We start from the raw sequence: 24,976 nt of genomic DNA, 5'->3' as shown, positions 1-24,976 counted from the left end.
TCATGACGACCCGCCAGAATCCAGCTTGCCAGAACTGTTATATTAGTGCAATAGTGAGGATGAACGATGGAAAATTCAGTCCGGGACTGAGGCCTGGATCTTCAACAGCGCAGGCCATTCAAGCTTGTTCGAAGAAGCCCGAACTGCGTTTGCAGCGCTATTATACTAACATATCGAAGGCCGATGTAGCGCACCGGCCGGCCGCCAGGAGGAACCTAGCCAGATATGACCGTCGCCGCCGATTGCGCCTTGGATATGCGAGGCATCAGCAAGAACTTTCCAGGCGTGAAGGCTCTGTCCAACGTCAATTTTGCCGTGAAATTCGGCACCGTTCATGCGGTCGTGGGTGAGAACGGCGCCGGCAAATCGACGCTCATGAAGATCCTCAACGGATCCTACGCGCCCACCAGCGGCACGATCAAAGTCGGTGACGCCGAGGTGCGCATGCGCCGGCCCGCCGACGCCCAGGCGCTCGGCATCCGCATGGTGCACCAGGAAATCAATCTGGTCCCCGACCTGACCGTCGCCGAGAACGTCTATCTCGGCCGCATGCCCGGCAAATGGACCTTTCTGCGCAAGCGCGAGATGGTCAGGGCGGCGGCTGCCGTCCTCGACGAGCTCGGAGCGGCCATTAATCCGCGTGAACGGCTCGGCAACCTTTCTATCAGCCAGCAGCAGCTCGTCGAGATCGCCAAGGCCTATGCGGCGCAGCCGAGGATCATCGTGCTGGACGAGCCGACATCCAGCCTCAGCGAGCATGAGACGGCGGCGCTGTTCCGGATCCTGCGCAAGATGCGCGATGACGGCATCGCCATCGTCTACATCAGCCATCGGCTGAAGGAGGTGCTCGAAATCGCCGATGAGGTGACGGTGCTGCGCGATGGCTCAATGATCGAGACGCGTCCGATCAAGGGCATAAAGGCTGCCGATATGATCAGGCTGATGGTCGGTCGCGAAGTTAGCAACGTCTTCCCGAAAAGTCCGGCCGCGATCGGCAAGTCCGTGTTGCGCGTGGAGCATATCAGCGACGGACAGCGCTTCCGCGATGTCAGCTTCGAAGTGCGCGCCGGCGAGATACTGGGCTTGACCGGCTTGGTGGGCGCTGGCCGCACCGAGGTTGCCCGCGCAATCTTCGGCCTGTCGCGGCTTGTCGAGGGCACGGTCAGCGTCAACGGACGCGAGGTCTCGATCAACTCGCCATCCCAGGCGGTCAGGGCAGGCATTGCCTATGTTCCGGAAGATCGCAAGGGCGATGGCGTCGTGCCTGGAATGTCGGTCCGGGAAAACATCAGCCTGCCCATCCTGCGCCGCCTGACCCGTTTCGGGCGCATCAGCCGCAGCGCCGATCGCGCGCTTGCCCGGGATTCGGTCAAGCAGTTTTCGATTTCACCGCCCGACGGCGAACGGCGCATCAGCCTTCTGTCGGGCGGCAACCAGCAGAAGGCGGTCATCGCCAAATGGCTTGCCGCCAAACCTTCGGCCTTGATCCTCGACGAGCCGACGCGGGGCGTCGACGTCGGCGCCAAGGCCGAGATCCACCACATCATCGGCCAACTCGTCGCCGGCGGCATGGCGGTCGTGATGATCTCGTCGGAACTGCCCGAAATCCTCGGAGTCTGCGACCGCGTGGTGGTGATGCGCGATGGCTATGCCTCCGAGCCTCTCTTGCGCAGCGAATTGAGCGAGGAGCGCATCATGGCGCTGGCCACCGGGGAGGAGATGGCTTGAGCGAAGCGGCCATGGAGATCGGTGGCGTGAACCGCAACGACCGCTTTACGCGTGGCAGCAGGCTTGTCGATGTCCTGTCGAAGGCGGGGCTCGCCTTCGCCATCGTCGCCGTGATGCTCTACGGCTCCCTCGTCAGCCCCGCCTTCTTCACGTCAGGCAATTTGCTCAACGTCCTGACTTCGATGTCCATCGTCGGCATCGTCGTCGTCGGCATGACCTTCGTGCTCGTGGTCGGCGGCCTGGCCGACCTGTCGGTACCGGCCACCATCGCCTGCGGCGCCATCCTGTCGCTCGGGCTGCAGCCGATGATCGGGCCGCTGCCGGCGTTCCTGCTGGCGGTGGGTCTCGCGGGCCTCATAGGCCTGCTCAACGGGGGCCTGGTCGGATATGTCGGCATCAATCCCATCATTGCCACGCTCGGCGTTGGCACGATCGGACTGGGCATCGTCCAGGCGGCTGTCGGCGGGGTCATCGTCTATGGCAGCAATCCCGCCTCAGCCGAATTCGCCAAGGGCCGGCTGTTCGGCATTCCGGTCGTGGTGTTGATCTTCCTGGTCATCGCCCTTGTCGGCCATTTCGTCCTGTCCCGCTCCTTCTGGGGTAGATGGACGCTCGCCACCGGCGGCAATTACAGCGCCGCCGAGGCTAGTGCGGTTCCGGTGCGGGCCGTGAAGGCTGGCGCCTTCGTGATCACCGCACTGGCTTCCGGCATCAGCGGCGGCCTGCTCGGACTGACGCTGCAGAGCGCGCGGCCGCTCATCGGCGGCGGCTACGAATTCAGCGCCATCACGGCGGTGGTGGTCGGCGGCGTGTCGATCGTCGGCGGCTTCGGATCGGTGCCGCGGGCCATTGCCGGCCTCATCTTCGTGCAACTGCTGACCAACGTCATGGTGCTCGACGGTGTGCGCACGCCAATCCAGGGTTTCGTGCTCGGCATCCTGATCGTCGGTGCCGTCGGCATGGATGCGGCATTGCGCAAGCGGGGCGTGGCGTGATGCGTTTTCTTTCGCTTGTCTCGCAGCATCGCGTCGTCATCATTCTCGGCCTGACGCTCGTCATTTCCGCGCTGTTGGTCCCCGGCTACCTCTCGGCATCGACCCTCGGCCTCGGTCTCGACCGGGCGGCGACGATCGGCCTGATCGCGGTCGGCCTGACGGTGCTTTTGATATCGGGCCAGATCGACCTCTCCGGTGGCGCGGTGTTTGCCCTGGCCGGCATCGTATCGGTCATCCTGCAGCGAGAGATCGGCATCCTGCCTGCCGCGATCGCCGGCATCCTGGTCGGTACCCTGGCAGGCGCCATCAACGGCATGCTGGTCGTCGGCCTGAAGGTGAATTCGCTCGTGCTGACGCTCGCGACGATGCTGATCTTCCGCTCACTCGCGCACTGGATCACCAACAGCCAGCCTGTGACCGGAACCGACATCATGCTCTCCCTGGCGCTGGCCAAGATCTATCTCGATGTCTTCACCCTCCGCAGCGTGCTGTTCATCGCCCTGATCGTGCTGCTGCATTTCTGGCTGACGCGCACCATACCTGGGCGCAACGTCTTTGCGGTGGGGTCCAACCCGGCGGCTGCCAAGGAAAGCGGTATCGCCTCGGACCGTATCGTCTTTCTCGGCTTTGTCTTTGCCGGCACGCTTGCCGGCCTGGCGGGGGTTCTCCAGAGCCTCGTCACCAACACCGGCTCGCCTGTCTTCGGCTCGGAACTGACGGTCGCCGTCATTGCCGCGGTCGTTGTCGGCGGGACTCGTCTCGAAGGCGGCAAGGGATCCGCGCTCGGCACGCTCGGCGGCGTGCTGACGATCGGCTCGCTGACCATCGCGATGGAGTTCCAGTCCGTTCCCGCATACGTCCAGCAGGTCGTGTCCGGGCTTATCCTGATCCTGCTCGTCGTGCTCGATCGGGCCGTTACCACCAAGGGGAGGGCTCCGGGCACGCGCCCGGCGCTCGTTCGCGACAATCCAATCACTCAAGGAGGAACCACATGATTGGGAGGAAACACATGATTGGCAAGAAAAGCATGCTTCACGTCGCCGCCATGGCGGCTGTGCTGGCATCGACGGGCTGGGCCAGCGCCAAGACGGTCTGCTACGTGACGGCAGCGGATTCGCATGCCTACGCGACGCCGGCCAACAAGGCGCTTCAGGCGCGCGCTGCGGAACTCGGCATCGAGATCCTGAGCCTCAGCCAGGATTTTGATGTCCAGAAAGGCACCGAGCAGCTCAACACCTGCGTTGCGCGCAAGGTCGATGGCATCATCCTGTGGCCGCTCGACCCGCAGGCATACATACCGGGGCTGGCGCGCGCGCAGCAGGCGAACATTCCGGCGATCCTCATCAATTCGCCGATGAGCGACGATGCCAAGCCGTTCATCAAGTCGTTCACCGGGCCTGATGTCTACGAGGAAGGCAAGCTGGCGGCGGACTCGCTGAGCAAGGCGCTGGGCGGCAAGGGCTCCGTCGTCATCATCGCCGGCCAGGCCGGCAACGGCACCACGATCGGCCGCGTCAGCGGCTTCACCGACCGTCTCAAGGAAACCAATGCCGAGATCAAGGTGCTCGACACGGTCAACGCCGACTTCGACCAGCAAAAGGCGCTGGTGGTGAGCCGCGATCTGATCACACGCTTCGGCGACCAGATCAGCGGTGTCTACGCCAATGACGACACGATGGCCCGCGGCTTCATCGACGCATGGAAAGAGGCGAACCCCTCCAAGGCCGCACCGCCGATCGTCGGCATCAATGGCCAGAAGGATGCGTTCGAATCGATCCGCACCAATGAGATGTACTCGACCATCGTCCAGTCGCCCGTCGAGGATGGCCGCCTGGCGATCAACACGATGGCCGAGATCATCGAGGGCAAGGAGGTCAAGGACCGGCTGCCGATCCCGCTGACCGTCGTCACCAAGGACAACGTCAACGCGGTCGAACCAGCGTTCTGATGCAGGAAGGCCGGCCCGCTGCACTCGGGTCGGCCTCGCCGCCGATTTCTTGGGGAGAGAAATTCTAATAGCGGCAACGGAATTGGAATAAACTAACTCTACAGAGTTTGTAGAATAAGCAATCTGCACTGGCGATCTGGTTTCCATCCGGACAGGACCACGCCATGCCTACCCTTTTGCGCTCGCCGTCAACCAAAGCAGGCATATCCGGCCGCCTCCGTCGGGCAGCGGGAGACAGGCCATGAGCAAGGACATTCCCGACCGTATCAAGGTGCTCTGGTTTCTGCCGACGCATGGCGACAGCCGCTATCTCGGCACGGCCGAGGGCGGCAGATCGGTCGATCTGCCCTATCTGACGCAAGTGGCGAAGGCGGCCGACACGCTCGGCTACTATGGCGTGCTGTTGCCGACCGGCCGCTCGTGCGAGGATTCCTGGGTGATCGCATCGGCTCTTGTGCCGATGACCGAACGCTTGCGTTTCCTTGTCGCTGTGCGGCCCGGTTTGCAGTCGCCGACGCTGGCCGCGCGCATGACTGCGACGCTGGACCGCATCTCCAATGGCCGCCTGCTGATCAACGTCGTCACCGGCGGCGATCCGCTGGAGAACAAGGGCGACGGCATTTTCCTGTCGCATGCCGAACGCTATGAGGTGACGCAGGAGTTCCTGCGCATATACAAGCGGGTGCTGAGCGGCGAGACGGTCGAGCATGACGGCAAGCATTTCCACATCGAGGACGGAAGGCTGCTGTTTCCGCCGGTGCAGACGCCTTACCCGCCGCTGTATTTCGGCGGTTCGTCCGACGCTGGGTCCGTGGTGGCGGCGCAGGAGATCGACAAATATTTAACCTGGGGCGAGCCGCCTGCCGATGTCGGGCGCAAGCTGGACAGCGTGCGTGAACTGGCGCAGAAGGCCGGCCGCAAGCTCTCCTTCGGCATTAGGCTGCATGTCATTGCCCGCGAGACGACCGAGCAGGCCTGGGCCGCTGCCGACAGGCTGATCAGCCGCCTCGACGACACGACGATCGCCTCGGCCCAAAAAGTCTTTGCGCGCATGGATTCGGTCGGGCAGGCGCGGATGAGCGCATTGCATGGCGGCGATCGTGCCAAGCTCGAGATCGCGCCCAATTTGTGGGCCGGCGTCGGCCTGGTGCGTGGCGGTGCCGGTACTGCCCTTGTCGGCGACCCCGACACGATCGCCGAGCGCATCGACGAGTACCGGCGCCTCGGCATCGATACCTTCATCCTGTCCGGCTATCCGCATCTGGAAGAAGCCTATCGCTTCGGCGAACTGGTGCTGCCGAAACTGCCGACCGACCATCCGGTCAAAGCCGCTGGCTCGTCCGTCAACACCGGTCCGTTCGGCGAGACCATCGCCGGCGACCACCGGCCGAAATCGCTCGCCAGCGCCTCGTGAACGCGCTCCCTCCGGCCCGCCGGTTGCGCGTCGCCATCCTTGGCGGCGGCTTTTCCGGCGCGGCGGTGGCCTGGCATCTGGCGCGGGCACCTCAATCGGAGCGCCTGTCGATTTCCGTCATCGAGCCGCGACCAGCGCTCGGCGGCGGCCTGGCCTATTCCAGCGAGGAACCGTCGCACCGGGTCAATGTCCCCGCAGTCAGGATGAGCATGGCTCCCGATGATCCGCAGCATTTTGCACGCTGGTTGGCTGGCAGCGGAGAACTCGAACACGACCCGGATGCCATCTGGAAGAACGGCGACGCTTTTCCGCGCCGTCGCGTGTTCGGCCGCTACGTCGCCGAGCATCTGGCGCCGTATCTCGGTTCCGGCCTTGTCCATCATGTCGAAGGTTCCGCCACACGCGTGACACGCGATGCCAATGGCGCGGGCTGGACCGTGCACACCTCTGCCGGACCGGTCGTCGCCGATATCCTCGTCCTGGCAGCGACGCATCCGCGGCCCGGAATTCCCGACGCGCTGGCCTCGCTGACGGAAGCGCCAGGTTTCGTCGCCGATCCGTACGCTTCCGCCGCGCTTTCAGGGATCGGGCCGGAGGCGTCGGTGCTGATCGTCGGCTCCGGGTTGACCTCGGCCGACATGGTCGCCGAACTTGACCGCCGTGGCCATCGCGGCCGTATCCTCGCGCTGTCGCGCCGCGGCCTGCGCTCGCGCGGCCACCCGGATATCAGGGGCGAGCCTTTTGGCGACTTTGCATCCGCGCCGGCCACGACGGCGCTCGGCCTGCTCAAGACCATTCGCGCGACGCTGGCGGCCGCGCGCGCCGCCAATGTCAACTGGCAGTCGGTCTTCGATCAGCTGCGCCTCCAGGGGCCGGTGCTGTGGGCTGCACTTGCGCCGCCGGAGCGGGCAAGGCTGGTGCGCCAGCTGCGCGTGTTCTGGGACGTGCATCGTTTCAGGATCGCGCCGCAGGTCGCCGCCGTGCTCGACCGGCGTCATGCCGCCGGTACAGTCGACACCATTGCCGCCAGGCTTGTCGCGTCGAACGACGAGGACGGCAGCCTGGCTGTCAGCTTTCAACGGCGCGGGCAGACCCGGATCGAGACGATGCGCTTCGCTGCCGTCATCAACACCACCGGTCCGGCCCATGGGCAGGCGCTGCAGCTGAACCCGGCGCTAAGCTCGCTGGCGGAAGCCGGCTTGATCAGGACGGACCAATATGGGCTTGGCATCGAGACAGGTCTCGACAGCCGCGCGATCGGCCGGGACGGCGCGGCGGTCGCGACACTCCTGGTCGCCGGCCCGCTGGCACGAGGGACTTTCGGCGAGCTCATGGGTCTGCCGGAAGTCGCCCGCCATGCCCAGGCGGTCGCGGTTGAAATTGCCAGGCTGCTGGTAACCCTGCCGTCAGCGCAGGCCATCGGCCCCAATGCCGCACACCGTCCACGCGTGGGCTGACACCTGCGGGCCGGGTTCGGCAGCGAAAATTGGTATTTCCGTCCCAAGAGCGCCCCAAAAACGGAAAATCCTTCTTTGTATATATATTCTATAAACATAATAAATATCGGAGCCGGCGCGACCGGAGCGATCAACGACACGGCCTGAATGGGAGACAGTTCATGGCACATGCAGAAGCCGATCCGATCAAATTCGCCTACTGGGTGCCGAATGTTTCGGGCGGCCTGGTGATTTCCAACATCGAGCAGCGCACCAACCATTCTGCCGAGTACAATCGCAAGCTGGCGCAGATCGCCGAGAAGGCCGGCTTCGACTACGCGCTCAGCCAGATACGTTTCACGGCCGGCTACGGCGCCGACGAACAGCATGAATCGGTGGCGTTCAGCCATGATCTGCTGGCGGCGACCACGACGCTCAAGGTCATCGCGGCGATCCTGCCAGGACCATGGAACCCGGCGCTGGCGGCCAAGCAGATCGCCACCATCAGCTACCTGACCAACGGCCGCGTCGCGATCAACCTTGTCTCCGGCTGGTTCCGCGGCGAGTTCCATGCCATCGGCGAGCATTGGCTCGACCATGACGAGCGCTACCGCCGCTCGGAGGAATTCATCCGTGCGCTGCGCGGAATATGGACTGAAGACAGCTTCACCTTCCGTGGCGATTTCTACCGCTTCAATGAGTATTCGCTGAAGCCGAAACCGCCGCAAGTACCCGAAATCTTCCAAGGCGGCTCGTCGCGCGCCGCGCGCGACATGGCATCGCGCGTCTCGGACTGGTACTTCACCAACGGCAACACGCCGGCCGAGATCGCCAAGCAGGTCGATGATATCAGGGTCAAGGCGAAGGCCAATAACCATTCCGTCAAAGTTGGCGTCAACGCCTTCGCGGTCGTTCGCGAGACCGAGGACGAGGCCAGGGCGGTGCTCGCCGAAATCATCGCCGAGGCCAATCCCGACGCGGTCAATGCTTTTGGCCATGAGGTCAAGAATGCCGGCAAGGCCTCGCCGGAAGGTGAGGGCAATTGGGCGAAATCGTCCTTCGACGATCTGGTCCAGTACAATGACGGTTTCCGCTCGAACCTGATCGGCACCCCCAGGCAGGTCGCTCAACGCGTCGTCGACCTGAAGCGCGCGGGTGCGGATCTTATCCTGCTCGGTTTCCTGCACTTCCAGGAGGAGGTCGAGTATTTCGGCAAGCATGTCATCCCGCTCGTTCGCGAACTGGAAGACGCCGAGGCGGCGGCGTCGCTGGCGGCGGAATAGTCACCCCATAGGCACGCCGGACAGGCGCCGGCCCGCACGCACGAAGCTTGCCCGGCGCGCTGATCCGTCGGGCGGCAACAGGATTTTGCGCGCCTAATCAAGGACGATTGGAATGCCGTTGCCCAGTTATACGCTCGGAGTGATGGAGGCTTCCGCCTATGCACCGGAAGTCTTTGCACGCGGCTTGCCGTCAGACCAGCGGCCGGAGCAGTCGTTCGAAGATGCCGCCAGGCCGGCAGGGGCCGTTGCCGGCGCTGCCTCAGCGTTGCTTTCGCTTCAGGGCATCAGCCTGTCCTTTGGCGGCGTCGTGGCACTGGCCGATATCGACCTATCGGTCCGCCAAGGCGAGATCCGTGCCATCATCGGCCCGAACGGCGCCGGCAAGAGTTCGCTGATCAACGTCATCAGCGGCGTCTACCGGCCGGATAGCGGCCATGTCCAGCTCGACGGTACCTCCTATGCCCAGGTCCCGACGCAGCGGCTGGCCCATCTCGGCGTCGCCAGAACCTTCCAGAATCTCGCACTGTTCAAGGGCCTAAGCGTCCTCGACAATGTCGCCTCTGGCCTTGCCTACAAGGTTCGCTCCAACTTTGCCGGCCAGGTGCTCGGCATCGGCCGCTCGCGTGGCGAGCAGCGCGATTCACGCAGCCGTGCCGAACAGATCCTTGAATTCCTCCATCTCACCGCCATTCGCGACCGTCTTGTCGGCACCTTGCCTTACGGGCTGCAGAAGCGTGTCGAACTGGCCCGCGCGCTGGTGGCCGAGCCGCGCCTGCTTTTGCTCGACGAGCCGATGGCCGGCATGACAGCGAGCGAAAAGAGCGAGATGGCGTCTTTCGTCCGTGCCGCGCGCGATCGTTTCGCCACCACCGTGGTGTTGATCGAGCACGATGTCGGCGTCGTCATGGGTCTGTCCGATCGCATCGCCGTTCTCGACTACGGCCGCAAGATCGCCGACGCCACGCCCGATGAAGTCAGGAACGACCAACGCGTCATCGATGCCTATCTCGGCGTCGCCTCGGACAATGAGGACGGGGCAGGCATATGATCGCCGATTTCGACTACCAATTCCTCATCGAAGTGCTCGTCGGCGGCCTGCTCTCAGGCGTCATGTATTCGCTTGTCGCGATCGGCTTCGTGCTCATCTACAAGACCTCGGGCGTGCTCAATTTCGCGCAAGGCGCGATGCTGCTGTTTGCGGCACTCACCTTCGTCAGCCTCGTCGAGCGCGGTATTCCGTTCGCGCTGGCGCTGGCGGTCACCTTCGCCATCATGGTGGCGATGGGTGTCGCCATCGAGCGCACGGTGCTGCGGCCACTGACCAACAAGCCGCCGATCACACTGTTCATGGCGACGCTCGGCCTGTCCTACATCATCGAGGGCGCCGCCCAGCTGATCTGGGGCACGCAGGTCCATGGCCTCGATCTCGGCATCGAGGACGTGCCGCTGGAAATCGGCGGCGTGCTGATCAGCCAGTTCGACATTTTTGCCGCGGTGGTTGCCGCCGGCATGGTCCTCCTGCTGTCGCTGTTCTTTCGCTACACCCGCATCGGCCTCTCCTTCCGCGCCGTTGCCGATGATCAGTTCGCGGCCCTCGCGGTCGGCCTCAGGCTGCCCTTGATCTGGGCCACCGTGTGGGCTGCCGCCGGCCTTGTCGCCCTGGTGGCGGGACTGCTCTGGGGCGCACGCCTCGGCGTGCAGTTCTCGCTGTCGCTGGTGGTGCTCAAGGCGCTGCCGGTGCTGGTGCTCGGCGGCTTCGATTCCATCCTCGGCGCCATCGTCGGCGGGCTGCTGATCGGCGCCAGTGAGAAGCTCGCCGAGGTCTATATCGGCGATTATTTCGGCGGCGGCATCGAGAGCTGGTTTGCCTATGTCGTCGCGCTCGTCTTTCTGCTGATCCGCCCTTCCGGCCTGTTCGGCCAGAAGCTCGTTGAGAGGATCTGAACAATGACCGCGATAACAAGCGATTTCGTCGCCGCGCCGGTGCTGCCGAAATGGGTCGTACCGGTCCTGCTGCTCGCCTTCGCCTATGGTGTCGTGCCGCTGATCGGCTCAAGTTATCTGTTCGAGGCCATCCTGCTGCCGTTCCTGGCGCTCAGCCTCGCAGGCGTGGGCTTGAACATTCTCACCGGCTATGCCGGCCAGGTCTCGCTGGGCAGTGCCGCCTTCATGGCGGCGGGCGCCTTCGCCGCCTATAATTTTAACCTGCGCGTCGAGGGCCTGCCGCTGATCGGCAGCATCTTCCTGGCCGGCATCGTCGCCGCCGCGATCGGCATCGTTTTCGGCCTGCCCAGCCTGCGTCTGAAGGGTTTTTATCTCGCGGTCTCGACGCTCGCCGCGCAGTTCTTCGTGCAATGGGCGCTGACCAAGTTCAGCTGGTTCTCCAACAACTCGGCGTCAGGCGTCATCGACGCGCCGAGACTGTCGATTTCAGGTTTAGCGCTCGACGGCGCCGTCGGCCGCTATTTGTTCGCGCTGACAATCGTCACTGTGCTGACCTTCCTTGCCTACAGGCTGGTCTCGTCGCAGACCGGTCGCAACTTCATCGCCATCCGCGACAATGAAACCGCCGCCCGCATCATCGGCATTCCGGTGCTGAGGACCAAGCTGCTGGCCTTCGCCATCTCGTCCTTCGTCATCGGCGTCGCAGGCGTCATCTGGGCCTTCGCCTATCTGAGGACCGTCGAGCCGGACGGCTTCGATCTCGATCGGTCGTTCCAGATCCTGTTCATCATCATCATCGGCGGGCTGGCTTCGATCCGCGGCGCGTTTTTCGGCGCCGCCCTCATCGTGGTTTTCCCGCTCGCTCTGTCGCGCCTCGGCGGCTTCCTGCTCGGCGATCTCTTCGATTCGGGCGTGCTCGACATGAGCCAGCGCATCGTTCTGGGCGCGCTCATCATCCTGTTTCTGATCCTTGAACCCGACGGGCTGGTGGCGCTGTGGGACAGGGTCCGAAGACGGCTCCTGTTCGCCTGGCAGTCGACTTGAGCTGATGCATTGAAAATGAATCCCATCGGAAAATGAACAAGGGGCCGAACAAGACGGCCCATACCGGGAGTACCTCGACCATGACTTTCCTCAGCACAATCAAGGCGGCGGCGTTGTCCGCGGCGATGATCGTGTCGGTGGCCTTGCCCGCCGCGCACGCCGACGAACAATATTTCCCGCTGCAGAGCTATCGCGTCGGGCCTTACGCGGCCGGCGGCACCGGCTTCTTCGGCGGCTTCATCGACTATCTCAACCTCATCAACATCCGCGACGGCGGCGTCAACGGCGTCAAGCTGACCTGGGACGAATGCGAGACCCAGTACGAGGTCGAGCGCGGCGTCGAATGCTACGAGCGGCAGAAGAGCCATGCCGGCGCCGCCGCCTGGAACCCGCTCTCGGTCGGCATCGCCTATGCCATGATCGACCGCATCACCGCCGACAAGGTGCCGCTGATCACCGTCAACCACGGCCGCACCGATTCCACCGACGGGCGTGTCTTCCCCTACGTCTTCCCGCTGCTGCTCAATCCCTGCAGCGAGACATCAGGCATCGTGAACTACATCGCCTCCAAGGAAGGCGGCATCGACAAGCTGAAGGGCAAGAAGATCGTCGTGCTCTATCACGGCTCGCCCTACGGCAAGGAGACCATCCCGATCTATGAGCTGCTGGCGCAGAAATACGGCTTCACCGTGCAGCAGATCGAGGTGCCGCATCCCGGCAACGAGCAGCAGTCGCAGTGGCTGACCATCCGCCGCGCCAAGCCGGATTTCGTCGTCCTGCGCGGCTGGGGTGTGATGAACCCGGTGGCGCTGAAGACGGCGGTCAAGGTCGGCTATCCCGTCGATCACATCGTCGGCAATGTCTGGTCGAATTCTGAAGAGGATGTCATCCCTGCCGGCGACGCCGCCAAGGGTTACACCGCCATCACCACGCAGGCTTCCGGCAACTCCTACCCGGTGGTTCAGGAGATCGTGAAGACGGTCTACGGCGCCGGCAAGGGTAACCTTGAAGACAAGGCGCGCATCGGCTCGGTCTACCACAATCTCGGCATCGTCAACGGCATCCTCAATGTCGAGGCGATCCGGGTCGCGCAGGAGAAGTTCGGCCACCGCACGCTGACCGGCGACGAGGTCCGCTGGGGCTTCGAGCATCTCAAGCTTGATCCGGCCAAGGTCGAGGCGCTCGGCGCCAAGGACCTGTTCCACTCGATCAATGTCAGCTGGGACAACCATGAAGGCGAAGGCTACGTGACCTTCCAGCAGTGGGACGGCAAGAAGTGGAACGTCGTCTCCGACTGGATCGCGCCGGACTGGGCGCTTCTGCGGCCAATCATCGAGAAGTCCGCCGAGGCCTACGCCGCCGAGAAGGGCATCAAGCTACGCACCTCCGACGATGCCAATGCTGTGACCACCAACTGATCAGTCAGTGCCGGGCGTCGCGGACCAAGTTTCCGTGGCGCCCGACCTGTTCGGTTTTCGAACCGCGAAAGAACAGCCTATGCCGAACGATGACGTCATTCTTGCTGTGGACACGGTCCATGCCACCTACAACCACGCCATCACGGCGCTGCATGGTGTCAGTTTCGAGCTCAGGCGCGGCCAGATACTGGCATTGCTCGGTGCCAATGGCGCTGGCAAGACCACGACGCTGAAGGCCGTCTCCAACCTGCTGCCGGTCGAACGCGGCCAGGTCAATGCCGGCACCATCCGCTATGACGGCTCGGATGTCTCGCGCCGCAAACCGGGCGATCTGGTGCGCGCCGGGCTGGTTCAGGTGCTGGAAGGCCGCCACTGCTTCAAAAGCCTCACCGTCGAGGAGAATCTGATCGCCGGCGGCATCGGCCGCAGCGGCAGCCGCGCCGAGATCAACGGGGATCTCGAACGGATCTACGGCTATTTCCCGAGGCTTCGGGAAAAACGCCGGACATTGTCCGGCCTGACCTCCGGCGGCGAACAGCAGATGACCGCCATCGGCAGGGCGCTGATGTCGCGGCCGCGGCTGCTCGTCCTGGACGAACCGTCGATGGGGCTCGCGCCAATCATCGTCCAGGACATCTTCCAGAGCTTGAAAAAACTCAACCGCGAGACTGGCCTATCCATCCTGGTCGCCGAGCAGAACTCCGCAGTGGCGCTGCGATATGCCGACCATGCCACGGTGCTGGAGAACGGCGTTTCCGTTCTCGCCGGCGCGGCCCCCGAGCTTCGCCAGCGCGAGGACATCAGGGCCTTCTATCTCGGTCAATCGAACCCCGGGCAACAGGCGTCACCCGCCACCAAGCCCGCCCATCTCCACGCCGTTGCCTGAATCGAAATCCCAAGGAGCAGTGAAATGACCGTTTCGACCGTCAAGACCGACAAGGCTTCCGCCGCCGTGCCGCCAGTCGCAAGGCCGACCGCCCCGGCGCACATCATCAAGGACGACGCCGAGGCGATTGCGGTTGCCCATGCGCTCGCCGCCGAATTCGTCAAGGACTCCTCCCGGCGCGACCGTGAACGGATCTGGCCGGTCGCCGAACTCGATGCCTTTTCGCAAAGCGGCCTGTGGTCGATCAATGTACCCAAGGCATTCGGTGGGCCGGAGGTGTCCTATGCGACGCTGGCGAAGGTGATCGAGATCATCTCGGCGGCGGATTCCTCGATCGGCCAGGTTGCGCAGAACCATCTCGGCGTCGTCGCTGCCATCCGCACCGTCTCCGACGCGGACCAGCAGAAGCTGCTGTTCGCCGAAGCGCTGAAGGGCACCCGGTTCGGCAACGCCTTTTCCGAGTTCGGCTCCAAGCGCGCCGCCGATTTTGAGACCCGCTTCACCGATGCCGGCGATCATGTGGTTGTCAACGGCCGGAAATTCTATTCGTCCGGCGCGCTGCTCGCCCATCTGGTGCCGATCGTGGCGCTCGATGACGAGGGCCGCGCCTGGTATGCGATCGCCGACCGCGGCGCACCCGGCCTGACCGTTATCGACGACTGGTCGAGCTTCGGCCAGCGCACGACCCTGTCCGGCACCGTCATCATCGACAACGTCAAGGTGCCGAAGACGCATCTGGTACCCGGCTACAAGGGCTACGACAAACCGACCGCCGACGGCGCCATCTTCCAGATCATCCAGGTGGCCGTGGACACCGGCATCGCCCAGGCGGCGATCGACGAGACGGTCGATTTCGTCAGGACCAAAAGCCGCGCCTGGATCGACAGCGGCGTCGACAACGCCTGGGACGATCCCTACACCATTCAGGCCATCGGCGACCTGACGCTGCGCCTGCACGCGGCGCAGGCGCTGCTCGAAAAGGCCGGTCATGCAATCGACCGGGCAGTGGCCGAGCCGACAGCCGAGACGGTGGCGCACGCCCAGATCGTCACTGCTGAAGCCAAGATCTTGTCGACAGAGATCGCCATCGCCGCCACCAACAAGCTGTTCGAACTGGCAGGGACCCGCTCAACCCTGGCCGAGCACAATCTCGACCGGCATTGGCGCAACGCCCGCACGCACACGCTGCACGATCCGGTGCGCTGGAAATACTCGATCCTCGGCAAATATTTCCTCAACGGCGAAAATCCGCCGCTGCACGCCTGGAGCTGATTTCCACCGGCGGGCTGGCGGCCCGCCACGTCAAACCTTCGACCATTCAAGAGGCCCACTGCCATGTCAAACCCAACAGTCGTCGGCTTTTCCGGCAACATCACCAGGCCGTCAAAGACGCGCGCCTTCGTCGATCTGGTCGCCAGGGACATCGCCGCCAGCCACGGCCTATCGGCGAGCACCTATGATATCGAGGATCTCGGGCCGTCGCTGGGAACGGCGAAATGGGCCCGCGATCTCGACGGCCAGGCGCACGCGATCCTGGAACAAATCCTCGCCGCCGACGTGTTTGTCGTGGGCTCGCCGACCTACAAGGGCAGCTATACCGGCCTGTTCAAGCATTTCTTCGATCTGATCGATCCGGCGGCATTGCGGGGAAAGCCCATCGTGCTGACGGCGACCGGCGGTGGCGAGCGCCATGCCTTGATCGTCGAGCATCAGCTGCGGCCGCTGTTCGGCTTCTTCGAGGCCTTTGCGCTGCCCACCGCCGTCTACGCCACCGACAAGGATTTCACCGACGGCGTGCTGCGCTCCGAGGCGATCCTTAAGCGTGCGGCGCAGGCGGTCGACGAGGTCGGCTTTGTGCTGGCCAATCGTTCGGCAGGCCGGATCGCCGCTGAATAGCCTGTCGTCAGCCAGATTGAACTGAACGAAATCCGTGAGGGCAGCGCCCCCGCTTACGCGCAATTTACGACCGACCGCTAAAACCGTTCCTGTCTGATTCGTCTGGGACAGGAACGTCATGAGCAAAGCCCTCACATCCTTCGCATTGGTCGCCGTGCTGACCGCCTTGCTCATGGCTTTGAGCCTGGCTGTCGCCAGGCACGGCTATCCCTATGGCGCGATCGGCGTCAGGCGCCTTGACGGCATTGCCGACGCCGGCGTGTTCATCCCGATTGCCGCCGTCTATTTCTTCAGCGCGATGCTGATGATGATCCTGCCGATAAGGGCGGCCGGTATCGTCCTGACCCATGCCGCCGATGCCCTTTTCTGGACCGTGATCGCACTGTTTGCGACCATCGTCGGCTGTCTGGTCGCCAGATGGGCGTTCGGGCAGGGCAGCGCCGTGTGGACATTGCTGAACTGGCGGTTCCTGTTTGCCGCGGCGATCGTCGGTTGTCACTTTGTCATGAACGAGCTGCGCCGCAACGTGCTGCTGCGCAGCCTGTTCTTCGTCGTCTTTGCCGCCGCGACGCTGGCCTGCCTGTTCTGGTCGTTCACACTCTGACCAGCCGTAACCGGCTACTTCGCTGATCCTGCGGCGATGTTGCCGGCGGCAATTTCCATCCATGTCCAGAGATAGGCGGCAAGACCGCGATCGACATGGATGCGCAGCTTGGCGTCATGGCGATAGACGACGGCGCTGATGTCGGCGAAGGACAGCGCTGCACTGGCGCTCGCTTGGCTGGGATCGAGCGTCGTTCCACGCGCGATGAAAGCGTCGAGCGCCGTGCCCTCGGCCTCGAACATTTGCAACCCGGCGCTGATCGCCGTCACCGCGAACCCGTCTATGTGCCAGCCCGAGGCGATGGCAAGCGGGCTGTTCGAGACGACGAGCAGCCGGTCGCGCGCCAGTCGCGCCGCATAGCGGTCACCTTGTGCGGTGCCAAAGGCTCCGACTCCGTTCCCGTCGGCGCTCGAAGCCCGCGCCCACGCGTCGAGGTCGCCGCTGACCAGCAACTGGTTGAGGCCGCAGACCGCGCGTACCACAAGGCCGGGCACCTTGATCACCGCCGATTGCCAATCCGGTGCAACAGACCATTTTTCCGCGAGATCACGCATGCAGCCGGTCTCCTGCCGGGTCGAAGGCGCAAGGGGCGGTAATTGTCGCCTTGCTGATCTTGCCGAGATGCTGGATGTCGATCGTCTCGCCGTGCCGCGTCGCGCCACGCTCTATCAGCCCAAGCGCAACCGGGCGGCCAAGCGTCGGGCTCTGGTAGCTCGAGGTGACAAAGCCCTGGCTGCGCAATCTGCCGTCGATCCGTTTGATGCCATGCGCGCCGGTCGGCAGCGGTGCTTCGCCTTGCGGCACTGCCAGCCCGACAAGCTGCATGCGATTGTCACGCGACGCCTCCTCGGTGAACAATGAGCGGCGGCCGACGAACTCGGTCTTGCGTTTGGCCCGCGGACCGTGGACGCCGAGATCATGCGGCAATGTGGTGCCGTCGGTGTCCTTGCCGATGACGATAAAACCCTTTTCGGCACGCAGGATCATCAGCGCCTCCAGGCCGATGACGATGGCGTCGAGCGCCTGGCCGGCCTCGCGCAGATGCGCCCATAGCGGCTCGGCGTGGTCGGCCCGGATCGAAATCTCGTAGCTCCTGTCGCCGGTGAAACTGACGCGGGCGATGCGGACTTCGTCGCCGGCATAAGTGCCATGACCGATCGCCATATGCGGCAGGTCGGCATCGTCGAGCGAGAGGCCAAGATGCAGCTTTTCCAGCAGCTTGCGGGCATTTGGCCCCGAAACGGTCAGTGTCGCCATGTCCGGTGTGGCGTTGTGGATGTAGACGGCGCCGCGGCCAAAACGGTCCTGGCGCCATTCCTCCAGCCGCGCATGGACGGCGGCGACATGCGAGGACGAGCACGACACGACGAAGCGATGCTCGTCCAGCCGCACCAGCACGCCGTCGTCGAAGACCACGCCGTTCTCAGACAGCATGAAGCCATAGCGGCAGCGGCCCGGTTTCAGTGTTGACATGGTGTTGTAGTAGAGGAAATCGACGAACGCCGCCGCCTGCGGCCCGATCACCTCGATCTTGCCGAGCGTCGAACCATCGAACAGCGCGACCGACTGGCGCGCACGTCGCGCCTCGTCCGCGATCGAACGTTCCGCGTCCGCATTGCCGCCATAATGAGCAGGCCGCAACCAGCCGCCATATTCCTGGAAGACAGCGCCGCTGGCGCGATGGACGTTTTCGAGCGGCAGCCGCCGTACCGCCGCCATCAACTCACCGACGCGCGCGCCGGCAAAGCTTGCCAGCGGCACCGGCGTGAACGGCGGCCGGTAGGTGGTGGTGCCGACCTCCGGCACCGTGCGGCCGGTAATCCCTGCCATCAGCGCCAGGCCGGGCAGGTTGGAGGTCTTGCCCTGGTCGGTCGCCATGCCGAGCGTGGTGTAGCGCTTCAGATGTTCGACCGAGACGAAGTTTTCGCGTGCGGCCAACTCGACGTCCTTCACCGTCACGTCGTTCTGGTAGTCGATCCAGATGCGGCCTTTCGAGCCCGGCATCGGCCAGGCCGGGAGAATGCCGTCCGTCGCCTCCGGCCCGGTGCTGCGTGGTGTTGCCGCGTTCTCCTTGCCGGCGAATGCCTTTTCCACGCCGGCAAACACCTCCGACAAGGAGACCGCGCCGGCTGCGGCGCCGACCACGGCGATACCGCCGACCGGTTCGCCCGGCAGGAAGGCCGCGCGCGCATCGCTCCAGGCGAGCTTGCCCTTGGCCTGGCCGAAGAGATGAATGGTCGGCGTCCAGCCGCCCGAGACCACAACGCAATCGGCATCGAACCTCGTGCCGTCGTCGAGCGTCACGCCGTCGACGCGCAGCTTGCCGCTGGCGGATGCGAGAGAACGCCCCTTGATCAGCCGGACATTGGCCGCCGCCGCAGGCGTGCCGTCACGCCGGATATCGACAAGCCTGACTTCGGCGCCGACCTCGGCAAGCGCCCCCGCCACCTCATAGGCGCTGTCATTGTTGGTGGCGACGATGATGCGGCGGCCGACCAGCACAGCGTGGCGCCGGAGATAGGCGAACGCCGCATCCGCCGACATGATGCCCGGCAGATCGTTGTTGGCGAAAGGCAGCGGTCGCTCTATGGCGCCGGTCGCCAGCACGATCTGGCGCGGCCTGACCCGCCACAGCGTATCCGGCCGGCCGTCGAGATGACGCTGGTTCAGCCCGACCAGATTGTGGTCGTAAATGCCGAAGGCGGTGGTCGAAGGCAGGATGAGGTGACCGCCAGCGGCAAGCTCGGCAATCGTCTCCTTGACCCACACGGCCGCCGGCTTGCCGTCGATCTCCGCGGCACGATGGCCGAGCGATCCGCCGGGGCTCTGCTGGTCGTCGACCAGTGTGACGGTCAGGCCAGCACCGGACGCCAGCCCTGCCGCCGCCAGCCCTGCCGGCCCCGCGCCCACCACCAGCACGTCGCAATGATGGTTGATCTGGTCGGCCATGCCGGGCGAGGTCCAGTCAGCATCGACTGTGCCCAGCCCCGCCATGGCGCGGATGCGCGGCTCGAACCTGTGCCAGTCCGGCCACATGAAGGTCTTGTAGTAGAACGCGGCCGGGATGAAGCGCGCAAAACGGTCCAGGAAGGCGTTGCGGTCGGCCAGTGCGCTGGGCGCGGCGTTGACGCTTTTCGCCACCAGTCCGTCCCGCGCCGGCTCGGTCGTGGCGCGGGTGTTCGGCGTTGCCCGCGTGCCGCCGAGATCGACCAGCGCATTTGGCTCCTCGACGCCGGCGCCCCATATGCCGCGCGGCCGGTGGTATTTGAAGCTGCGGCCGACGACCGCGACGTCACCCGCCAGCAGCGCCGAGGCGATGGTGTCGCCGGCAAAGCCTTGCACGATGGTTCCGTCGAAGCTGAAGCGGATCGGGCGCGAGCGGTCGATGGCGCTGCCGCCGGTGGCAAGACGTGAGGCGGTCACGCGACGTGCTCCCCGCCGAGTGCGGCCGAGGACAGCACCTTGTGGGTGACGGTGTCGCGCTCCATGACGAAGAACTCGCCGCAGTTCATGTGAACCCAGATCTCGCGCGCCGCTCCTTTCGGGTTGGTGCGCAGATAGAGATAGTTTGCCCAGCGATCGATCGGCACATCGGCGCCATCCGGCCGCGCATTTCCGGCATCGCCGCCATAGTGGAATTCGGTTTCGTCGCGCGGGCCGCAGAATGGGCAAGGAAAGAGCTGCATAGGATCCTCAATCTTCGTCTTTATGCATGTCGTTCTCCCAAAACCGCTGCGTACTTTTGGGCGACATGCATCAGTGCGCGATGCCGGAGCCGGCCGCTTCGTCGATCAGCCGCCCGCTGGCGAAGCGATCAAGGTCGAACGGACGGCTGATGTGGTTGTGTTCGCCAGTCGCCAGCAGGTTCGCCAGCAGCGTGCCGCCTGCGGGAATGGCCTTGAAGCCGCCCGTGCCCCAGCCGCAATTGAGGAACAGGCCGGGCAGCGGCGAGGGGCCGATGATCGGCGAGGAGTCCGGCACGACATCGACGATCCCAGCCCATTGCCGCATCAGCTTGAGCTGGCCGAAGATCGGGAACATCTCCAAAAGGCCGGCGATCACCCCCTCCAGCGTCGGCAGATTGCCGCGCTGCGCGTAGGAGGGGATGCGGTCGAGCCCGCCGCCGATGACGATCTCGCCCTTGTCCGACTGGCTGACATAGACGCCGCAGCCGGGCGACAGCACCACCGTGTCGAGGATCGGCTTGACCGGTTCGGACACGCAGGCCTGCAGCGCATAGGAATTGATCGGCAGGCGGAAGCCGGCCTTGGCCGCCAGCACCGAAGAATGCCCGGCCACCGCCATGCCGATACGCTCGGCACGGATCGCGCCACGCGAGGTCTGGACGCCACGGCAGCGGCCGCCCTCGATGATGAAATCGGTGATCTCGCAGTTCTGGATGATGTCGACGCCGAGTCGGCTTGCGGCCCGCGCATAGCCCCAGGCGACCGCATCATGGCGTGCCGTTCCGGCCCTGCCTTGCCAGATACCGCCGAACACCGGGAAGCGTGCGTCCGGTGAAAAATTGTAGATCGGCGCCACCCGGCGCACATCGTCAGGCGAAAACAGCTCCGCATCGATGCCGTTGATCTGCATGGCGTTGACGGTGCGGGCGCCGATCTCCATCTCGCCGGTCGAGTGGCAGAGATTGACCATGCCGCGTTGCGACAGCATGACGTTGTAGTTGAGCTCTTTCGACAATCCCTCATAGAGCCGGTGCGCCAGCCCGTAGAGCTCGACGCTCTCCGGATAATAGTAGTTGGAGCGTACCACGGTGGTGTTGCGGCCGGTGTTGCCGCCGCCGATCCAGCCTTTTTCCAGCACCGCTACCCTAGTGATGTTGTGGTTCTTGGCCAGGTAATAGGCCGTTGCCAGCCCATGGCCGCCGCCACCGATGACGATCGCATCATAGGACAGTTTCGGCTCGGGCGAGCGCCACGCCGGTTGCCAGCCGGTTTGGCCGGCCAGGCCCTCCTTGAACAGCGAAAAGGCGGAATAGCGTGTGGTCATGACGTGCCGGACAGGCCTGATTTTCGGAAAGAAACGTGGATCATCGCATGGTCTTCCGCACCGACGTCACCGGTTCGATCGGTCATGCCCGCATCGCCTTGCCCAGTGGATCGTATGGCGACGAGGCGATGACGCGCGCACCTCTTTCGACGCCGACGATGTGGGTTGTCAACTGCGTATCGATATCAGCCACTTCGCGCTCGACCAGCGCCATGGCGAGGCTCTTGCCGACCGTATGGCCGTAGCCGCCCGAGGTGACGAAGCCAGCAAGCTTGCCTCTATACCAGACCGGCTCGTAACCGCTGGCATCGGCGTCCGCCGCGTCGATTTCGAGCGTCACCAGCGTGCGCCTCGATGAAGCCTTCAGCTCCTTCCGGGCCGCCTCGCGGCCGATGAAATCGCCCTTGTCGAAAGCGATCCAGCGGTCCATCCCGGTCTCATCGGGCGTATAGTCCTGCGTGAACTCGCGCGACCAGATACCAAAGCTCTTTTCGAGCCGCAGCGAATTGACCGCGCTGAAGCCGTATTCGGTGACGCCCAGATACTTGCCTGCCGTCAGCAGAGCGCGGCGCAGGCCCGCGTGCTCATTGGCCTGGCAATGGATCTCGTAGCCGAGTTCGCCGATGACCGAGAGCCGTCCGACCTTGGCCCGCACCAGCCCGACATCCAATGTCTTGCAGGCTAGAAAGCCAAAGGCCTCGTGCGAAACGTCCTGATGTGTGAGGCGCTCAAGCAACATTCGCGCATTGGGACCAGCCAGCGAGAAACCGACGACCGCGTCTGAAATGTCGCGGACGGTGACGCCGTCGCTCATATGCTGCTCGAACCAGCGCATATGCCACTGGCGCAGATAGTAGGATCCCATGATCCACCAGGAGCCATCGCCCCAGTTGAAGACGGTGAGGTCGCCCTTGAGCTTGCCGTTTTCGCCGAGCATAGGCGCGAGCTTGGCGCGACCCGGCTTGGGCAGCGCACAGGCAAGCAGCCGGTCGAGCCAAGCTTCCGCCTGCGGCCCGGCGATTTCGTAGCGTGAGAAGGCAGTGATATCGAGCAGACCGACGCCCTCGCGCACCTTGCGGCACTCCTGTGCGACGATGTCAAAGGCGTTGGAGCGCTTCAGCGTCGGTGTCTCGACGAAGCCATGCGGCGCGAAATAGAGCGGCACTTCCATGCCCCATGAATTGCCCCAGCGCGCGCCGGCGGCATCCATCGCGTCATGCGCGCCGGCTGTCTTCAAGGGCCGCCCCGCCGGCAACTGCTCGTTGGGATAGCTCATGACAAAGCGGCGCGAATAGAACTGCCCGGTGGTCTGCCTGATGTATTCGCGGTTGGAGGCGAAATCGCCATAGCGGGCGATGTCCATGCCGTAGACATCGGCTTCCGGCTCGCCATGGATCATCCATTCGGCAAGCGACTTGCCGACCCCGCCGCCTTGCAGGAAGCCGGCCATGACGCCGCACGCCACCCAGTAGTTGGGAACCCCGCGCACCGGGCCGACCAGCGGATTGCCGTCCGGCGAGAAGGTGAAGGCGCCGTTCACCCAGCGCTTGATGCCGGCATTCTCCAGGCAGGGGTATCGGCTGAAGCCGAGGGCCAACTCGTCGGCGATACGGTCGGTGTCTTCCTGGATCAGTTCAATGCCGTAATCCCACGGCGCCCCATCCATGTTCCAGTGCTTGTGGTTGATCTCGTAGATGCCGAGCAGCAGGCCCTTCTGTTCCTGGCGCATGTAGGTGAAGCCTTCGAGATCGACGATCAGCGGCAATTCCTTGTCCAGCGCCTGGATTTCGGGCAGCGCCTCGGTGACGAGATAATGGTGCTCCATCGGCGACACCGGCAGGTCGATGCCGGCCATCCGGCCGACCTGCTTGGCCCACAGCCCGCCGGCATTGACGACGTGTTCGGCAATCACCGTGCCCTTCTCGGTGACTACGTCCCAGCCGCCGTCCGCGCGGCGGTTGAGTGCCAGCACGCGGTTGTGCTCGATGATATCGGCGCCGCGCAGCCTGGCTGCCTTGGCATAGGCGTGCACGACGCCCGAGGGATCGATATGGCCTTCGCGCGCGGCATAGAGTCCACCCAGCATGCCGTCGGTGTTGAGGATCGGGCAGCGCTGCTTGATCTCATCGACTCCGACCAGGTGGACATCGTCGATGCCCATGGTCTGGAAGATGCGGTATGACGCTTTCAACCATTCCCAGCGCTCCGGCGCCGAGGCGACCGAGATGCCACCGGTCATGTGCATGCCGATGCTCTGGCCCGATTCCTTCTCGACCTCGGAGAGCAGGTCGATCGTGTAGGCCTGCAGGGCGGCGATGTTGGGATCGGCGTTCAGCGCATGGAACCCGCCGGCCGCATGCCAACTCGACCCTGCGGTCAGCACCTCGCGTTCGATCAGCGCGACGTCGCTCCAGCCGAACTTCGCTAGGTGATAGAGCACCGAGGCTCCAACCACGCCGCCGCCGATGACGATCGCCCGATATTGGGATTTCATCCTGTCGCACTCCACCCAGCCAGTGTGGCGTACCCTATCGGTATTGTACATATGTGTCTAGAGCTTGGCGGACAGCGGAATGAGCGCCCCATGACGCCGCTCTGCGCCGATACGGCAGAGGGCTCCTCTGCTGCTGTCGGCAGCAACCGTGCTTGCTATTGGGCCGATGCGCGAAGCGAAATCGTCAGGCCGCGGCGGCCGGGCCGTACTATCGGTTGCGCGAAAGCGTCTTCTCGACATAGCGCGAGAAGTCCTCGACATCCTCCGCCGGAGGCTCCTGGCCGGTGAAGCTGCGCAGATAACCGGCGACGTGAGGCAGGCGGCTGCTCATCGGCTCGTTGAGCTCAAGCGAGTAATAGCCGATCTGCATGAAATACAGCACGCGGGCCCGCACGAAGGCATCCTCCTCGTCGTAGCCGTGACGCATGAACATGTCGCGTATGGCGTTGACACGCTCCTCGTCGGCCTCGTCTAACGCGCGCCTGATGGCGGGCGAGCGACGGGCCCAGGCCCTGATCGCGAAATCCAGCTGGGGGTCGAACAGCCTTTCGTCCACCCAGCATTCGAAAATGCTCATCACCCCGCGTATGACGGTGGCGGAAGGCCGCCTGGCGCGTTCCACGATGAATTTGGTATTCGTCTGCCGCCAGTAATCCAGCAACTGGTCGAGCAGATCCTGCCGGCTCTTGAAATACCAGTAGAAGCTGGAGCGCGACACATCGAGCTTCTGGCCAAGCGTCAGCACGCGGACGCGTTCGACTCCGTCAGAGATCAACGTTTCAAGCGCAAGCTTCAGCCAGTCTTCGCGAGTGGCCTTGATGTTGCCGGTGGCGCCGGCGCGCTGAATCGTCGTTTCGAGAGCTGCCATCGACACGA

Annotated in this window: 21 protein-coding genes; 15 read left to right on the top strand and 6 right to left on the bottom strand. The window is 64.2% G+C overall.

From position 1 onward, the window contains the following. Positions 1-225: 225 nt before the first annotated feature. The 15 genes from RPF88_RS20015 to RPF88_RS19945 all read left to right on the top strand — a co-directional run bounded on the left by RPF88_RS20015 (position 226) and on the right by RPF88_RS19945 (position 16,596). A complete protein-coding gene (locus tag RPF88_RS20015; protein ID WP_063171062.1) occupies positions 226-1,728 on the top strand; it encodes a sugar ABC transporter ATP-binding protein in 1,503 nt (500 codons plus the stop codon). Next, positions 1,725-2,723, top strand: a complete 999-nt coding sequence (locus tag RPF88_RS20010; protein ID WP_244506882.1) for an ABC transporter permease — start codon at positions 1,725-1,727, stop codon at positions 2,721-2,723. The genes RPF88_RS20015 and RPF88_RS20010 overlap by 4 nt, the downstream gene beginning before the upstream one ends. Then, entirely contained in the window at positions 2,723-3,718 is a 996-nt protein-coding gene (locus RPF88_RS20005; protein WP_063169855.1) for an ABC transporter permease, read from the top strand. The genes RPF88_RS20010 and RPF88_RS20005 overlap by 1 nt, the downstream gene beginning before the upstream one ends. Before the next feature lie 14 nt (positions 3,719-3,732). Further along, positions 3,733-4,671, top strand: a complete 939-nt coding sequence (locus RPF88_RS20000) for a sugar ABC transporter substrate-binding protein (protein ID WP_027164230.1) — start codon at positions 3,733-3,735, stop codon at positions 4,669-4,671. A gap of 241 nt (positions 4,672-4,912) precedes the next feature. Continuing rightward, positions 4,913-6,085 carry an FMNH2-dependent alkanesulfonate monooxygenase gene (ssuD, locus tag RPF88_RS19995; RefSeq protein WP_063171063.1) on the top strand — a complete coding sequence of 391 codons (1,173 nt, stop codon included), beginning with the start codon at positions 4,913-4,915 and terminating at the stop codon, positions 6,083-6,085. Further along, positions 6,082-7,542 carry an FAD/NAD(P)-binding protein gene (locus tag RPF88_RS19990; protein ID WP_063171064.1) on the top strand — a complete coding sequence of 487 codons (1,461 nt, stop codon included), beginning with the start codon at positions 6,082-6,084 and terminating at the stop codon, positions 7,540-7,542. The genes ssuD and RPF88_RS19990 overlap by 4 nt, the downstream gene beginning before the upstream one ends. A 161-nt stretch (positions 7,543-7,703) precedes the next feature. Beyond that, positions 7,704-8,804, top strand: a complete 1,101-nt coding sequence (sfnG, locus tag RPF88_RS19985; RefSeq protein WP_013528160.1) for a dimethylsulfone monooxygenase SfnG — start codon at positions 7,704-7,706, stop codon at positions 8,802-8,804. 112 nt (positions 8,805-8,916) lie between these two features. Continuing rightward, on the top strand, positions 8,917-9,852 hold the full coding sequence (locus RPF88_RS19980) for an ABC transporter ATP-binding protein (RefSeq protein ID WP_063171065.1): 936 nt from the start codon (positions 8,917-8,919) through the stop codon (positions 9,850-9,852). Then, complete coding sequence (locus tag RPF88_RS19975; RefSeq protein ID WP_337123061.1) at positions 9,849-10,748, top strand: branched-chain amino acid ABC transporter permease; 900 nt, start codon at positions 9,849-9,851, stop codon at positions 10,746-10,748. The genes RPF88_RS19980 and RPF88_RS19975 overlap by 4 nt, the downstream gene beginning before the upstream one ends. A 3-nt stretch (positions 10,749-10,751) precedes the next feature. Beyond that, positions 10,752-11,792: a branched-chain amino acid ABC transporter permease gene (locus RPF88_RS19970; RefSeq protein WP_337123059.1), complete on the top strand. Its 1,041-nt coding sequence runs from the start codon at positions 10,752-10,754 to the stop codon at positions 11,790-11,792. An 80-nt stretch (positions 11,793-11,872) separates the two neighbouring features. Next, positions 11,873-13,210, top strand: coding sequence for an ABC transporter substrate-binding protein (locus RPF88_RS19965; RefSeq protein ID WP_337123057.1), 1,338 nt, complete (start codon positions 11,873-11,875; stop codon positions 13,208-13,210). A 79-nt stretch (positions 13,211-13,289) separates the two neighbouring features. Beyond that, positions 13,290-14,096 carry an ABC transporter ATP-binding protein gene (locus tag RPF88_RS19960; protein WP_164753483.1) on the top strand — a complete coding sequence of 269 codons (807 nt, stop codon included), beginning with the start codon at positions 13,290-13,292 and terminating at the stop codon, positions 14,094-14,096. 24 nt (positions 14,097-14,120) lie between these two features. After that, positions 14,121-15,368, top strand: coding sequence for an SfnB family sulfur acquisition oxidoreductase (locus RPF88_RS19955; RefSeq protein ID WP_063171069.1), 1,248 nt, complete (start codon positions 14,121-14,123; stop codon positions 15,366-15,368). 63 nt (positions 15,369-15,431) lie between these two features. Beyond that, positions 15,432-15,992, top strand: a complete 561-nt coding sequence (gene msuE, locus RPF88_RS19950) for an FMN reductase (protein WP_013528153.1) — start codon at positions 15,432-15,434, stop codon at positions 15,990-15,992. A gap of 118 nt (positions 15,993-16,110) precedes the next feature. Further along, the gene (locus RPF88_RS19945; protein ID WP_013528152.1) at positions 16,111-16,596 is read left to right on the top strand and encodes a hypothetical protein; all 486 of its coding nucleotides are present in this window, start codon (positions 16,111-16,113) and stop codon (positions 16,594-16,596) included. A gap of 14 nt (positions 16,597-16,610) precedes the next feature. Here RPF88_RS19945 and RPF88_RS19940 read toward each other — a convergent pair whose 3' ends face one another. The 6 genes from RPF88_RS19940 to RPF88_RS19915 form a co-directional block, all read right to left on the bottom strand. Further along, on the bottom strand, positions 16,611-17,150 hold the full coding sequence (locus RPF88_RS19940; RefSeq protein WP_337123053.1) for a hypothetical protein: 540 nt from the start codon (positions 17,148-17,150) through the stop codon (positions 16,611-16,613). Continuing rightward, on the bottom strand, positions 17,143-20,019 hold the full coding sequence (locus tag RPF88_RS19935; protein ID WP_337123052.1) for a sarcosine oxidase subunit alpha family protein: 2,877 nt from the start codon (positions 20,017-20,019) through the stop codon (positions 17,143-17,145). Before RPF88_RS19935 ends, RPF88_RS19940 begins: the two co-directional genes overlap by 8 nt. Then, a complete protein-coding gene (locus tag RPF88_RS19930) occupies positions 20,016-20,282 on the bottom strand; it encodes a sarcosine oxidase subunit delta (protein WP_337123050.1) in 267 nt (88 codons plus the stop codon). The genes RPF88_RS19935 and RPF88_RS19930 overlap by 4 nt, the downstream gene beginning before the upstream one ends. Before the next feature lie 70 nt (positions 20,283-20,352). Continuing rightward, positions 20,353-21,606 carry a sarcosine oxidase subunit beta gene (locus RPF88_RS19925; protein WP_027164242.1) on the bottom strand — a complete coding sequence of 418 codons (1,254 nt, stop codon included), beginning with the start codon at positions 21,604-21,606 and terminating at the stop codon, positions 20,353-20,355. Positions 21,607-21,688: 82 nt separating this feature from the next. Next, complete coding sequence (locus RPF88_RS19920; RefSeq protein ID WP_127370901.1) at positions 21,689-24,100, bottom strand: GcvT family protein; 2,412 nt, start codon at positions 24,098-24,100, stop codon at positions 21,689-21,691. 208 nt (positions 24,101-24,308) lie between these two features. Then, complete coding sequence (locus RPF88_RS19915) at positions 24,309-24,968, bottom strand: TetR/AcrR family transcriptional regulator (RefSeq protein ID WP_024501867.1); 660 nt, start codon at positions 24,966-24,968, stop codon at positions 24,309-24,311. Positions 24,969-24,976: the final 8 nt, after the last annotated feature.

Origin of the sequence: Mesorhizobium sp. ISC11 (assembly GCF_037162595.1) — a bacterium.
GTDB lineage: Bacteria > Pseudomonadota > Alphaproteobacteria > Rhizobiales > Rhizobiaceae > Mesorhizobium > Mesorhizobium ciceri.
The sequence above is the reverse complement of the archived record's forward strand: the minus strand, read 5'-3'. Positions and strand labels throughout refer to the sequence as shown.

Excerpts from the sequence above, each read along its gene's own strand:
- RPF88_RS19975 (WP_337123061.1), top strand. The coding sequence starts at position 9,849 with ATGATCGCCGATTTCGACTACCAATTCCTCATCGAAGTGCTCGTCGGC.
- RPF88_RS19980 (WP_063171065.1), top strand. The coding sequence starts at position 8,917 with ATGCCGTTGCCCAGTTATACGCTCGGAGTGATGGAGGCTTCCGCCTAT.
- RPF88_RS19965 (WP_337123057.1), top strand. The coding sequence starts at position 11,873 with ATGACTTTCCTCAGCACAATCAAGGCGGCGGCGTTGTCCGCGGCGATG.
- msuE (WP_013528153.1), top strand. The coding sequence starts at position 15,432 with ATGTCAAACCCAACAGTCGTCGGCTTTTCCGGCAACATCACCAGGCCG.
- ssuD (WP_063171063.1), top strand. The coding sequence starts at position 4,913 with ATGAGCAAGGACATTCCCGACCGTATCAAGGTGCTCTGGTTTCTGCCG.
- RPF88_RS19970 (WP_337123059.1), top strand. The coding sequence starts at position 10,752 with ATGACCGCGATAACAAGCGATTTCGTCGCCGCGCCGGTGCTGCCGAAA.
- RPF88_RS20005 (WP_063169855.1), top strand. The coding sequence starts at position 2,723 with ATGCGTTTTCTTTCGCTTGTCTCGCAGCATCGCGTCGTCATCATTCTC.
- RPF88_RS19955 (WP_063171069.1), top strand. The coding sequence starts at position 14,121 with ATGACCGTTTCGACCGTCAAGACCGACAAGGCTTCCGCCGCCGTGCCG.
- RPF88_RS19945 (WP_013528152.1), top strand. The coding sequence starts at position 16,111 with ATGAGCAAAGCCCTCACATCCTTCGCATTGGTCGCCGTGCTGACCGCC.
- RPF88_RS20000 (WP_027164230.1), top strand. The coding sequence starts at position 3,733 with ATGATTGGCAAGAAAAGCATGCTTCACGTCGCCGCCATGGCGGCTGTG.
- RPF88_RS19920 (WP_127370901.1), bottom strand. The coding sequence starts at position 24,100 with ATGAAATCCCAATATCGGGCGATCGTCATCGGCGGCGGCGTGGTTGGA.
- RPF88_RS19915 (WP_024501867.1), bottom strand. The coding sequence starts at position 24,968 with ATGGCAGCTCTCGAAACGACGATTCAGCGCGCCGGCGCCACCGGCAAC.
- RPF88_RS19960 (WP_164753483.1), top strand. The coding sequence starts at position 13,290 with ATGCCGAACGATGACGTCATTCTTGCTGTGGACACGGTCCATGCCACC.
- RPF88_RS19925 (WP_027164242.1), bottom strand. The coding sequence starts at position 21,606 with ATGACCACACGCTATTCCGCCTTTTCGCTGTTCAAGGAGGGCCTGGCC.
- RPF88_RS19940 (WP_337123053.1), bottom strand. The coding sequence starts at position 17,150 with ATGCGTGATCTCGCGGAAAAATGGTCTGTTGCACCGGATTGGCAATCG.
- RPF88_RS20015 (WP_063171062.1), top strand. The coding sequence starts at position 226 with ATGACCGTCGCCGCCGATTGCGCCTTGGATATGCGAGGCATCAGCAAG.
- sfnG (WP_013528160.1), top strand. The coding sequence starts at position 7,704 with ATGGCACATGCAGAAGCCGATCCGATCAAATTCGCCTACTGGGTGCCG.
- RPF88_RS19930 (WP_337123050.1), bottom strand. The coding sequence starts at position 20,282 with ATGCAGCTCTTTCCTTGCCCATTCTGCGGCCCGCGCGACGAAACCGAA.